The sequence below is a fragment of the Lacipirellula limnantheis genome, assembly GCF_007746075.1.
Lineage (GTDB): Bacteria > Planctomycetota > Planctomycetia > Pirellulales > Lacipirellulaceae > Lacipirellula > Lacipirellula limnantheis.
The window spans coordinates 4664701-4677397 of the sequence record NZ_CP036339.1; the positions used below are offsets into that span (position 1 = coordinate 4664701).

Annotated in this window: 11 protein-coding genes; 6 read left to right on the top strand and 5 right to left on the bottom strand. The window is 63.0% G+C overall.

Features of this window, described 5'->3' with window-relative positions; translation table 11 throughout:
• Nucleotides 1–10: 10 nt before the first annotated feature.
• From I41_RS18145 to I41_RS18165, 5 genes are all read left to right on the top strand, one after another.
• A complete protein-coding gene (locus tag I41_RS18145; protein ID WP_145434316.1) occupies nucleotides 11–223 on the top strand; it encodes a hypothetical protein in 213 nt (70 codons plus the stop codon).
• A 313-nt stretch (nucleotides 224–536) separates the two neighbouring features.
• The gene (locus tag I41_RS18150) at nucleotides 537–2165 is read left to right on the top strand and encodes a DUF7453 family protein (protein ID WP_145434317.1); all 1629 of its coding nucleotides are present in this window, start codon (nucleotides 537–539) and stop codon (nucleotides 2163–2165) included.
• The gene (locus tag I41_RS18155) at nucleotides 2162–4651 is read left to right on the top strand and encodes a lysyl oxidase family protein (protein ID WP_168206998.1); all 2490 of its coding nucleotides are present in this window, start codon (nucleotides 2162–2164) and stop codon (nucleotides 4649–4651) included. Before I41_RS18150 ends, I41_RS18155 begins: the two co-directional genes overlap by 4 nt.
• Nucleotides 4652–4711: 60 nt before the next feature.
• Nucleotides 4712–5185: a hypothetical protein gene (locus tag I41_RS18160; protein ID WP_145434319.1), complete on the top strand. Its 474-nt coding sequence runs from the start codon at nucleotides 4712–4714 to the stop codon at nucleotides 5183–5185.
• Between the two features lie 409 nt (nucleotides 5186–5594).
• Nucleotides 5595–6422, top strand: coding sequence for a hypothetical protein (locus tag I41_RS18165; RefSeq protein WP_145434320.1), 828 nt, complete (start codon nucleotides 5595–5597; stop codon nucleotides 6420–6422).
• A 28-nt stretch (nucleotides 6423–6450) separates the two neighbouring features.
• Here I41_RS18165 and I41_RS18170 read toward each other — a convergent pair whose 3' ends face one another.
• Nucleotides 6451–7266: an RDD family protein gene (locus tag I41_RS18170; protein WP_145434321.1), complete on the bottom strand. Its 816-nt coding sequence runs from the start codon at nucleotides 7264–7266 to the stop codon at nucleotides 6451–6453.
• Nucleotides 7267–7380: 114 nt separating this feature from the next.
• Here I41_RS18170 and I41_RS18175 point away from each other — a divergent pair, with 114 nt between their 5' ends.
• Entirely contained in the window at nucleotides 7381–8436 is a 1056-nt protein-coding gene (locus I41_RS18175) for a stage II sporulation protein M (RefSeq protein ID WP_145434322.1), read from the top strand.
• Between the two features lie 45 nt (nucleotides 8437–8481).
• Here I41_RS18175 and I41_RS18180 read toward each other — a convergent pair whose 3' ends face one another.
• From I41_RS18180 to I41_RS18195, 4 genes are read right to left on the bottom strand one after another with little or no spacing between them, the layout of a single operon-like run.
• Entirely contained in the window at nucleotides 8482–9804 is a 1323-nt protein-coding gene (locus I41_RS18180; RefSeq protein WP_145434323.1) for a DUF58 domain-containing protein, read from the bottom strand.
• A complete protein-coding gene (locus I41_RS18185) occupies nucleotides 9801–10748 on the bottom strand; it encodes an AAA family ATPase (RefSeq protein WP_145434324.1) in 948 nt (315 codons plus the stop codon). Before I41_RS18185 ends, I41_RS18180 begins: the two co-directional genes overlap by 4 nt.
• The gene (locus I41_RS18190; protein ID WP_145434325.1) at nucleotides 10733–12055 is read right to left on the bottom strand and encodes a DUF4350 domain-containing protein; all 1323 of its coding nucleotides are present in this window, start codon (nucleotides 12053–12055) and stop codon (nucleotides 10733–10735) included. The genes I41_RS18185 and I41_RS18190 overlap by 16 nt, the downstream gene beginning before the upstream one ends.
• Nucleotides 12048–12695, bottom strand: coding sequence for a DUF4129 domain-containing protein (locus tag I41_RS18195; RefSeq protein ID WP_145434326.1), 648 nt, complete (start codon nucleotides 12693–12695; stop codon nucleotides 12048–12050). Before I41_RS18195 ends, I41_RS18190 begins: the two co-directional genes overlap by 8 nt.
• Between the last annotated feature and the right edge of the window lie 2 nt (nucleotides 12696–12697).

The window sequence follows — 12697 nt, forward strand, 5'->3', positions numbered from 1 at the left end:
CGAGCGGACCATGGAAACAGAGTCAACATGCGGGAAGTGCGGAGGAAGTGACTTGCACGCGGGGACGCTCGACGCCTTTCAGCCGATTATCTTTCGCCCGACTGGCCCCAACGAGTTCCTCCCGCGATCGGTGACCGTGCTGGCCACGCTGTGCGCTGGTTGCGGCGAGATTACGGTGCATGCCGACGCGGGCTCGTTACGGGCATTCCACACGAAGCCATAGCGGCGTGAATGTATCCTGCGCCAGGTGAGGCGCCCGACCATGCGGGTGGCGGAACAGCTGATTTGCGTCCCATGTCGTGGCTATTTGCGTCCCAGTTCGTCTGCGGGCGAGAGTCTCGCCGACTCTTCACGCGATCTTGATCGAAATCCTGCGGCACGGCGCTATACTGGGGGCTCCTCGGCACTGATCCCTACCGGCGCACGATCACGCAATGAGTTGGCGGAATTGGAGCGTGTTTGGGTGCGCTACCAGGATTGTCTGCGCGTCTGCGCTGTGGACGATAAGCAACGCCACGGCGCTGGCAACTACATCGGTGGCCCCCGCGCGAGTGGTGGCGTTGAGCGGTCAACGTCCCGGCGGCTTGACGCCTCTTACGGGATTTACTCGCTTTGATGCTCGACCGGTGATCGATGGCGCGGGACGAGTGGCCTTTCTCGCGGCGGCGGGCGACGCGTTTGAATTGACAGGGGCGTGGGCGGAAAGTGCCAGTGGCGTGCGTGCGATCGCGCAGGCGGGTGACGCGGCCGCGCCAGGGGGCGTTCGCTTCGCGGAGTTTGCCGACTTGGTGATGAGTGATGCAGGAGCCATCGGCTTTAAGGCACTGCTCGCCGGGGCCACGGTCAACGTCGAGACCGCTGAAAGCATCTGGATCGAGCGCGCTGGCCAAATGAGCCTCGTCGCCCGCGGCGGGGCTGAAGCGCCCGATCCGACAAAGGCTCGGCGGTTCCTCAGATTCGAATCGCCGCCGGCGCTGAATGGCGACGGCCAGCTGGCTTTCTTCGCCCGCACGCGCGACAAAGAACTCGAAGTCGTTCAGGACAGCGGATTTTACTGGTTCGACGGAGTGCAAGTCGGCGCCATTGCCGCTGCCGGTTCAAGCGCAATCCCCGGGAGCGAGGACGTTGTCTTCAGCGCCCAATCGTTCGAGGCGCCGTTTGCCGACGATCCGGTCGTCAATTCGACGGGCACGACAATCTTCCGCGGCTTTATCGAGGGCCCCGGCGTCGGCGACTCCAATCTCAATGGACTCTGGCGCTACCGACAGAGCGATGGGTTGCAACTGCTGCTGCGCGGCGGCGACGCGGCTCTCGGCGTTCCGGGGGCGACGTTCATCAGCTTTCCGGCGATCCCGACGATTAACGACGCCGGGGAGTCCGCCTTCCTCGCGTTTTATCGCCTCACTGATGACCCTGCACAAGCTGCGGCAGGAGCCCTGGTTTCCAATGATGCCGCCATTCGGCTCGGGTTGTGGCTTAGGCGTTCTTCTGGTGAACTTGAGGCCGTTTTCAAACTCGGCGACGATGCTCCGGGAATCGCCGGCGATGCCCGGTTCATCGACGTCTTCGATCCGGTACTGAACGGCGCGGGGCGCGTGGCCATCGTCGCCGCCGTGGCGGGCGATGCGGTGACGCCAAGCAGCGAAGTGGGATTGTGGTCTAGCGGTCTCTCGGAGGACGGCGGAATCGAGCTTGTGGCACGGCAGGGGGACGCCGCGCCGGGCGGGCGGGGGACCGTCTTCGGCGTTTTTCTGGAACCGTCGCTAAACGCGCACGGCCAGACGGCGTTCGTCGCGACTGGATACGATCCGGCGATCGAACCGGGCTTGTCGCAGTCCGTCGGCATTTGGGGCGAGGACCGTACGGGCACGTTGCGCCTGGTCGTCGAGTCGGGCCAGTTGCTTGAAGTCGCCCCGGGCGACTTTCGGCAAGTGGCGGGCGTCGCGTTCGCGTCCGAGACGGGAGGACAGGATGGCAAGTCGCGAGGCTTCAACGACGCCGGTCAGCTGGCGTTCCATGCCACGTTCATCGACGGATCGAGTGGAATTTTTGTCTCAAATCTCTTAGCGGTGCCCGAACCGCAACTCTGGCCGCTGCTAATCTCTGCGGCGATATGTTGGCGGCGACCGCGCGTCGCTGCCGAGAATGCAAGGAGCTTCGCATGACGTGTCTGCGTTTGATTCGAATTGGCATGCTCACTGCTACCGCATGCTGGGCCGTTGCGGGGCTCGATGTCGGGCGCGCCGCCGCACAGCAAGAGCTGTTGCCGGACATCGTGCCGTGGGTGAAGCCCGATGCCTCGTACCTGGTGAACTGGGACGTCTCGAGCGGGCGGATCCGTTTTCAGACAATGTTCGCCAATATTGGCGACGGTTTGTTTCAGATCCGCACGCAGGCGGCGGGATCGAGTTCGCCGACGATTCCACTCTGGCAGCGCGTCTTCAAAGGGGTCGACAACGGGCCGCTCTACACGGATTACACGATCGGCTCGACGCTCAACTTTCATCAGGCCCACGGACACATTCACTTTGACGACTTTTCCGAGTTCCAATTGCTCGAAGCGGTCATTTCGCCCGAGGGGGTAGTGACTGTCGGCAATCTCGTGGCCAACGAGGTGAAGACAAGCTACCGCGTCACCGATTCTGCGCCCGTGCCAGCGCCGCAATACGCGGGCAAAATTTCGTATCCTTCCTCCAACACCGGTTTGTTTCAGAACATCAGCGTCGGCTACGGCGACGTTTACAGTCATGGGACGGAAGGGCAAAGCATCTCGCTGGCTGGAGTGCCCGTTGGCCCCAGCTATTGGCTGCGGCAGATCGTCGATCCTACCAACGTGATCCATGAAAAAGATGAGACGAACAATTCGGTCGAGATCTTGATCGACCTCAACGACGTCGGCAAGGCAGTTCGGCATCTTGACGGAACGTTCGTCAAGCCGGGCGACGTGGCCCCGCCGAAGCCCGGCGACCTCACCGGCAATCGAGTGATCGACATTGACGACTGGCTGGCGTTCAAGGCGGCGGCTAGCGCCAGCTTAACGGGCGTCAACGATCAGGTAGCACTGTCGCTCGGAGACCTTGATCTTGATCGCGCGCATTCATTGAGCGATTTGCTTCTGTTCCGGAAGTATTTTGACAGCGCGAATGGGGCCGGAGCCTTTGCCGCGATCGGCAAGATTCCGGAGCCGTCGGGGCTGCTGCTCGGCTGGGGCGCATTGGCGGGCCTCGCCCTGCGGCGCCGCGCGTGGCGCAGACGTGCCGGCGCGGGCATTCAATGCACCGCCATGGGACTCGCGGTCGCCGCGTGGCTTGGCAATGCGCCGCAGGCCGAAGCGCGCGTGCCGTTGTATGTGCAGAACTTCGACTCGCTCACGCTTGGGCCAAACGTGGACGAAACTGCCCCGGTCGACGCGACGGCGTGGACGCAAACGCCGCCCGCGGGATGGTCAGTCGACGATAGCGGCGTCCCGTACGTCAACGATCCGGCACGCGGCGTTGCCGAATGGGAGGGATGGAGCTTTGCCGACAAAGATTGGTGGTCCGCGGCGGCGGGCGACCAGGAGCGTAGCCAGTTTTCGCTCGGGCAAGGAACGGTCGCTGTCGCCGACCCTGACGAGTGGGACGACAAAGGATCGCCGATAGCGACGACTCCATTTGCGGGCTACTACAACGCCCGCATGAGCACTGGGCTGATTTCGTTGACCGGCGTGACGGCGGGGGCCGCGAAGCTGACGTTTTCGTCGAGTTGGCGAGCGGAGTGTTGCGACGACGGTCCGGCCCCGCAAAACAATAACCAGACGGCAAGCATTCAAGCCTCCTACGACGGCGGCGCCTTCGTCGAGGTGATGCGCTGGGAATCGCTCGCCTCGAGCCCGTTTTACAAGCCCGATGCGACCAACGAATCGGTCGTCGTGAATTTAAACAATCCCTCCGGCGCAAGTAACGTTCGCCTGAAATTTGGACTACTCAATGCCGGCAACGACTGGTGGTGGGCGATTGACAATGTCGAAGTCTTCACGCCGACGATTCTTGAAGTAAATACGCAAACCGGACTGATGACCATCATCGGCGGCAACGCCATGACGGGGTACGAGATCAAAAGCGCCGCCGGGTCGCTAAATGCCGCGGGTTGGTTGGCCGGTAATCTCGACGCGCAGAATCTAGGCTCCGGCGTGCCAACCTCCGCTGACTTCAACAACGACAACGTCGTCACCACGGCCGACCTGGAGGTCTGGGAGTCTTCGTTTGGGGGCTCGGCGGCGGGCGACGCTGATGGCGACGGTCTCAGCGATGGCGCCGACCTGCTTTCGTGGCAGCGGCAGCAAGGCAACGCGATTGCCGCGGGCGATTCGTGGGAAACGGTGTTCGTCGGCAACAAGCAGCTCGCGGAGTTCTTTCTGCAGGGTGATTCGTCATTTAGTTCCCAGGAAATTGGCGTGGGCTATAACACTGCCCTCGACGCCCGCGACTTGACGTTCGCGTACACGTCCGCAGACGGATTGCAGCTGCCGGGCACAGTGCGCTACATACCGGGTCCACGCGGAACAGATGCCGTGGCGACGCTGCCCGAACCGGCGCCACCGCTCATGGGGCTGGCCATCGCCGGTGGCTGCATATTGCGACGGCGGCGTGCCTTCATCGCGCTGGCATAAAATTCGCTCCTTTGCCGTGGATTGCGTTGGAGTCAATTGAAACGCCACGGAGATTGTTCAATGAGCGTCCTAGCCGAGCTATTGTCGCGAACCCTGCAAACAGCAGGCCCAGCCACCGCTGCGACAACCGCCGCGGTGGCCGCCTGCGGATCATTGGACGAGGGAAATGGCATTGCGCCGGTAAACGCCGTCAGCCATATTCTGTGGGGCGACGAAGCTGCCGAGCAGGACGACGCGTCGCTCAAGTACACGGCGCCTGGATTCGCGCTGAACGCCGCGGCGATCGCCTCATGGGCCGGCGTCTACGAACTTGGGTTTGGGCAACGGGCGCGGCGCGGCGACGTGAAGGCTGCGATCATCGGCGGCGTCGCAACGGCTGCTCTCGCCTATATCACCGACTACCACGTCGTGCCGCGGCGATTGACGCCGGGGTTTGAGAAACGACTTTCGCCGCCGTCGATGTTTGCGGTGTACGCGGCGCTGGCGGCAAGCCTGCCGGTGGCGTCGTTGTTGGCAGCCCGGCGCAACGAATGATCGCGGCGGCTCATCGCAGAGCGGAATAACAATGGCAAACAGTACTTGGGGCCTCTTTGCAATTGCGGTGGCGCTAATCGCCGCCGGGCTGATGATCTGGCATTTGCGCCGCGGCGATTAGGCGTTCACTGGCTCGAATTGCCCATCACGAATCGATGGCCGAATCGCCAGTACTCAAGTGCGCTTCTGCGCCGGCCGGCATCACGCGGAGAATCGGATTATCCGGACCGTCGATGGCATGAAAAGCGACTAAAATGTCGGGTCGGAAGCCGCGCGGCTGCGTCTACCCGCAACTAAACCCTTCACAGACGGCGGATGGGATAGTCTTAATTAAGCCTATCCGCACAACTCTAGTCGACTTTCGTGGACCGGCAGCCTATTCGTTATCGGTGCAATTGGGGAATCTGCTATGGTTGCTAACCGCAAGGTCCCGCTCGATGAGATCGCTCCCGGAAGCGTGCTTGCAACGTCGCTGGTCGATGCCAGTCGCTCCCCGTTGCTGGAGAAGGGGGCTAAGCTCGACTTGGCTCAGATTGAGTCTTTGCGCGGACAGGGAGTCAAGGAAGTTGACATCGAGTGGCCCGAACTGCCGGCGCCGGTCCAAGCAGCAGTCAATTTGTCGAAACTTGGCGAGCAGAGTCTTGAAGCGGCCGACGTGCTAGGGCACGGCAACTGCAACGGCTGCGGTACATGGCATGCGTTCAACCCGCCGACGCCAAAGGCCAACGCGCACGCATGGTATTGCCAGACCTGCGGCGCGGTGATCTACGCTAAGTTCGACACGGATGGCGTTGCGGATTACAGCGGCGTTCGTCTCTTGGCGGCGGAAGATGGTCTAATTGCCAACCTCGGCGAAGCGACCGGCGAGACGATCGACTCCACGCCGCCCGAGCACCTGCAGCGGCTGGTGCGGATGCTGACCTCGCGGGAGTTCAAGGGGGTCGAACGTCGGCGTTACAACCGCTACGCGGCCGTCGCGCCGGTCGTGGCCGTGCCGCTGGGCGATGATTTCCGAGTTACCGGCAGGCCGATTCGGATGACCACGACGAACGTGTCGCACGATGGCATCGGACTGATTCACACGCAGTATTTACGCGCTCCATTTTACGCATTGGACTTCACGATCGCCGGCTTGGAACTGCGGCAAGCCATCGTCAAATTGCTCCGCGTCCGCGGGCTAGGGCCCGTCTACGAGTCAGGCGGTCGCTTCGTTCGCGGCTTGAGCCGCAAGAGTTGATCAGAGCGTCGATCGTCCGTCGATCTTGCTAACCGAGCGCGCGACTCTGGCGGCGGAATTCCGCCGCCAGCAGGTCGATGAGAAAATCGCGGCGCTCCTTCGGCGGCGGCGGATCACAGCCCATTCGCATGGCCATTGCGGTAGTAATTTTCTCGGCGACGGTTTCGCGCATCGGCTCGGCGAGGCCATGCCAACGCTCAAGTAGCTGCTCGACGGCTTCGTAATCTTGCGGACGGCACTTCTTCAACATCGCCGCGTCGAAGCGAAAACGGCTTTCCACTGCGGGATGACGGGCGAGCGTTTCGCGCAAGGGGCTGATGCGTGCCGCCTCCTCGGCGACGACGATTGTACGGGCCGCCATGTCGCCGAAGCGTTGCTGCCTTGCCGAGACGACGGGAACGATCCAGAGGAAGGGAATCTGATCGACCAATCGGAAGAGGGTGCGAATGAGAACTCCCATCGGGTCGAGTGCAAAGCCGTCGGCTTTGACGACGCGAATGTTCATCTGACGCTTGCCGATGGTCTGGCCGCGCATCAGCAGTTCGCTCAGCCCGAAATAGAAAAAGCTGCCAATCGACCAAATAAAGACGCTGATGCCGAGCATGACGAGCTGCACTTGGCGGGCGTTCTGCATCTGATCCTTTGGATCGAGGTCGCCGAACAGTCCGCCCAGAGAGAGGCCTAGCGAGGCGCCCGCGATCAGGGCGGCGATGAAAAAGATAACGCAAAAGACGCTGAGGATCAGCTGATCGACGAACCAGGCGACGAACCGCGTCCCCACTCCGGCAGTGCGATAGGAGACGTAGATGTTTTCCGGCGTTTCGAATGCAACGCTGCTGTTCATGGTATGATGGTCGCCTCTTGCGAGCCGGCGATCAATTCGTACGTGTCTTAAGCGTCTAAAGCTAAGCGTCCAAAGCTAAGCGTCCTGCCCGCCGCTTCCCGAGTCAGCGAGAATATGAGCCATTTCTTCACTCGCAACAAGCCGATTTGGGACGAACTGGATCAACTGGTCCAACGGGCGCGGCGTTCGCCGAAGAGTCTTTCGCCCGAGGAACTGTCGCGACTCGACTCGCTCTACCGCCGCACCACGATTCACCTGGCGCAGGTATCGACCCGTAGCAGCGATCGGCAGTTGCAGCAGTATCTTAACAATCTGGCCTCGGCGGCCCACAGTATCATCTATCTGCCGCCGCGGCAGTCGATTTTCCAGGGGGCTTGGCAGTTCGCCAATGAGGGATTCGCGCGACTGATCATGCGCAATTGGCGCTATCATCTCGCCTCGGCAATGTTGCTTCTCTCCGGCGCCCTCCTCGCCTTTTTCGCCTCGCTCAGCGATCCGGTGGCCGCGTATGCGCTCATGCCGATGGAAGATCCGCGGCAGCCAGGCGCAAGTCGCGAGCAGTTACTGGAGGTGCTGCGGAGCGGGCGCGAGCAGGGGGGCGGCGAAAAGTTTTTCTTCGCGTCGTTCCTATTCACGCATAACCTGAAGATTGGCATCCTGGCGCTCGGTCTCGGAGCTTTAGCCGCTGTGCCGACGGTGTTTCTGATGGTCTTCAACGGCATGCTCATCGGCTCGTTCGTAGCCATCCATTATCGGGCCGGCCTAACAACTGAGATGTGGGCTTGGATTCTGCCCCACGGCGTCACGGAGATCGGCGCCATCATTCTATGCGGCGGGGTCGGCCTGCGGCTCGGGCAGGCGGTGATCAGCCCCGGGCTGCTATCGCGAATGGAGAGCTTGCGGCGCGCGGGCGTCGAAGCGGGGGCGACGGCGATCGGCGTGGCCGGAATGCTCTTGGCCGCGGCGATTATCGAAAGTTTCCTGCGACAAAGTCATCTGCCAACGAATGCGCGGCTCGCGTTCGCCGCGGCCACTGCGATTTTCTGGGCGCTTTACCTTCTCCACGGCGCCATTCGCGAGCGGCAGTGTCGACGGCGCGAAGATCTGCTGGCTGGGACGCCGGCGCTGGATGATCGCCTTTTCGTGACGAGCGCTGTCGGCACGCGTTGATCCGCGTTGATCCGCGTTGATCCGCGATGGTCCACGGCTCGAGGCCTAGAGCAAGTCTTGCGAGCGGAGATCGATGAACTGGTTGATGAGCGGTATGGTCAACTCGGCCGGTTTCACGTCCAGGACGTTAACTCCGGCGCGGCGGAGCGAGTGAAGCGCCCGTTGCCGTTGTCGCAACAGGTTGAATGCCACGCCCTTCCTTGCCGCCTCGAGCATCGTGGCGACGTCGCCCTGGGTCGCCTGCGTCAGCTGCGGCGTCTGGAGCGCCGCCAGCAACACCACATGCCGTTGGGCAAGCTTACTGAGCGATGACCGCATCCGCTCCGACGTTTCCACGTCGACCAGATCCGAGATCACCACCACCAGCGATCGGCGCGGCTGACGTAACTGCAGGTCGGCGAACATCGCTCCGAAGTCCGACTCCCGCATCTTGGACTCGACGGCGTAGATCTGCTCGGCCAATGGTCCAATCGAACTAGCGCCGGCGACCGGAGCGAGATAGCCGCGCACCGCGTCGTCGAACACGGCGATCCCGCAACGGTCGCCGGTCTGGAGCGCGACGCGGGCAAGCATGAGTGCAGCGTCGACCGCGCAGTCGAGCTTGGCGCCGTTGCCAACCGAGGCCCCCATCAGGCGGCCGCAATCGACGGCGATCATCACGTCGCGGTGACGTTCCACCTGATAGCGGCGGATCACCGGCCGTCGAATGCGAGCGGTGGTGCGCCAATCGATCCGGCGCGGGTCGTCGCCTGGGCGGTACTCGGCGAGTGATTCGAACTCGCTCCCCGCGCCATGGCTGCGGGTCTTGGTGAGCTTGTCGAGTTGCAACAGGCGGGCGCGCTGGTCCTGGCTGAGCGTCTCGCGTGAAGCATATGTCTCCGGGAGAACCTTGACGACGCCGGTCGAGTCGAACGTTCGCTGCATCTCCAACAGCCGGAGCGGTCCCATGACACGAACCCAGGCAGGCCCGAACTGGTGACGACCGCGGATGGGGATTGTCAGACGCGCCGTCACCGTCTCGCGATCACCGGCGGATAAGTTCAGCGGCGTAAACGTGGGACCCTCGAGCGCCGCTGGTGGAATCACGTCGCGAAGCACCATGGCGACGCCACGCGTTCCTTCGTTGTGAACCGTCATTTCCGATAACAAGGGCAGCCCGCGGGCCGCATTCGGCGGCAGGCGTCGCGATAGGCGCAGATCCTGCACCATGGGCCGCAGTGCGCGAAAGTCGGCAATCGCCGCGAGACCCAGCCCAGTCCAAGCGGCCGCCATCAGCCACAGTACCGGCGGCCAAACGAACGCCAGCGGCGCGAGGGCGCCGGCCGCGGCGACGCCCCACAGTAGCCGTGGCGCCGGACGCACGTTCATCGAGGAACCTCGACCGATTCGACGAGGTTGGCCAAGACTTCGTCAGCGGTCAAGCCTTCGAGTTCTGCAGAAGGGCTAAGGACGACGCGGTGCCGCATCGCGGGCAGCACGGCGTGCTTCACGTCGTCCGGAGTCACGTAGTCGCGACCCGCAAAGCGGGCTAGGCTTTTCGCGCCCATGAGCAGCATCAGCCCCGATCGCGGGCTGGCCCCGACGGCGAGGGAATCGTCCCCGCGAGTTGCGCGAAGCAGCCGACATACGTAGTCGACGACCTCGTCGCGAACGTGAGTTTGGCGGATCTCCTGCCTGGCGGCGATGATGTCCGCTGGCGTGAGCACCGGCTGCACGTTCATGCGCGCCGGATCGGAGCGTCCGCCAGTGGCGTGATGCTCGCTGAGTACGCGATGCTCCTCGCCCTGGGCGGGATAGTCGACGATCACCTTGAACATAAACCTGTCGAGCTGCGCCAGCGGCAGCGGATAGGTCCCTTCCTGTTCAATGGGATTCTGCGTAGCAAACGTCACGAAGGGGTCGGGCAGGGGGTGGGACACTCCGTCGTACGTCACGCTTTGTTCTTGCATGGCCTCGAGCAGCGCCGCCTGCGTCCGTGCGGAGGCGCGGTTGATCTCGTCCGCCAGCAAGAAGTTAGTGAAGACGGGCCCGGGGCGAAAGTCAAAATCGCGAGCCTCTTCGCGGTAAATCGACGAGCCGGTGATGTCGTTGGGCAGCAGATCGGGCGTCATTTGCACTCGCCGGTACTGTAGGTTGAGCGCCGCCGCGATCGTGCGCACCAACAGCGTCTTGGCGACGCCGGGAGGTCCTTCCAGCAGCACATGGCCGCTGCTGAATAGAGCCGCGAGCGCCAGTTCGATCGTGTCGTCCTGACCGAACACCACTTTGCCGATTTCGTCGCGGATCGCGCGATATTTCAGTTCGAGAGACAATCGTTCACCTTTCTAAGTGCCGCAAGAATCGTCGCCTCGTTGGCGCCCGACGTCGCGATGACCGCGTCAGCCTCTTTCACCGCCGTTTCGAGGCGGGCGGCGCGTCGAGGATCGCGGCGCGCCACTGCCGCCGCGATTCGATCAACGTCGTCTAACTCGGGCGGCAAGCCCGCGGCGTCGGCCATCGACCACAAAGCGCCGCTACGGAATTCGGCCAGGACAAAGTTGCTGCTTCCGCGCCCGCGAAGCAAAAAACGCGACATGGCGTCGAGGTACTCGCCGATGGAACGGCGGGAGACGGGTCGATCTTCGCGCGGGGGACCGAGAAACACCGCGGATCGCCAGACCCAAACCCCAACGACGGCGAAGACTGCGAGCGCCAATGCGGCGTACCCTGGTTGCGTCAGCAGCCATAGCACATTACCGCGAATCGTGAGGCCGTGATAGAACTCGTCAAAGATCACGCGCGATTGTCCCAGCGTCATGAGGTGCGAACTCACGACGCTGTTGTCGGCTTCGCCCAGCAGCCAGTTCGACGCAATAGCCGGAGCCGCCATCACCGCGACCTGGCCGGTCCCGACGGGAAAGATCGCGGCCAGCGTCTGCTCCTCTCCCTTCACGTCGGTGAAGGTAATGCGGCCCACGGGCCGCGGATTTTCATAGGTGATCGACCAAGCGTCGCCCTCGGGTAGGCACACTGACTTGATTCCTGGCCACTCGCGACAACTGCCAAGCAGCTTCACCGGCACGTAACGCGCTTTGGTCGATGCTGCGGTCAACCAACGTTTCGCGAGTTTTCTCCAGGGCCGCGAGGCCGCCGTATCAACCAGGTCGACCACGTTGCCTGCAGGCTCCACATTCGTCTTGAGAAAGAAGACTTCGGGAAGGCCGAGTTCGGTCAGCATATCTTTCGGGTTCTTGACTGCCGATGCACGCGCGTCGGCGAATAGACTCTTGTCGTCGCCCTGCAGCGTCACCGTGAGTCGGCCACCGCTCTTGACCCATTCAGCAAGTTGCGCGATGTAGGCTGGTTCCGCTTGCACGATCGCGTCGAGTGGCGCCCACAAGACCAACGTCGCGTCACGATCAGCGCTGGTAACCCTCGGAATAGTCTGCCGCTCGACCGGCACGCCGAGCGCCAGCAGCGTATCGTGCACGCCGCGAAACCCGCCGGCGCGCACACCCATCGAGTCGGCTCCCCACCCGTCGTCGCCCGGCGTACTCGAGAAGAGCATCCAAAGTCCGCTTCCCAGCGACAACACGACGAGGGCGATCACCGCGGCGATGACGTTGCGAGCGTTAAGCATGGCGACGCGCCTCGCCCTGGCCGCGCAATTGTTGGTAAGCCTCGCGGCAGCGTCGGTACTCGCCCTCGCCGCAAGGTTGCCTGCCGTACCAGCCGGAGTCGATCGTTTCGACGAACAGGCGCATCGCGTCGACGAGCCGCGCATCGCGCAGCCGCGACAAGATCTCGCGGTTGGTGATGCCGGGCCGCAGCCGCCGTTGCTCCCGCTGCTGCAAGCTGACTAGCGCCGCACGGAAAAGGCAGCGGACGGCGCCGATGTAGTCGCGATCGGCCGCGGCTTCGTCGGCCAGCTTCTCGAAGTCGGCAGGCTGTAGTTCGTTACCGCGGGCGACGTCAATGAGCGCTGTCTTGCGCGATGGCGACCGCAGGACGCTGAAGACCGTATAGAAGATGTGGCCGAGCAACGCGACCAGCAGAAGAAACAGGGCGACGACGATGAGCCACCGCAGCGGCTCAGGAAAGCCCTCCATCGCATTGAACAGCCAGACGAACGGTCTGAGGAGGAGCCGGATCAGCCATTCGAGGAATTGCAGGAGTTGCTCGCCGCCGGGAGGGGGAGTTTCGACTTGGAACTCGGGACGCTCCAGCACCAAGCGCGCCGTGTCCCGGATGTCATCGGGAGCTGGGAAGGACGAGTTCACAA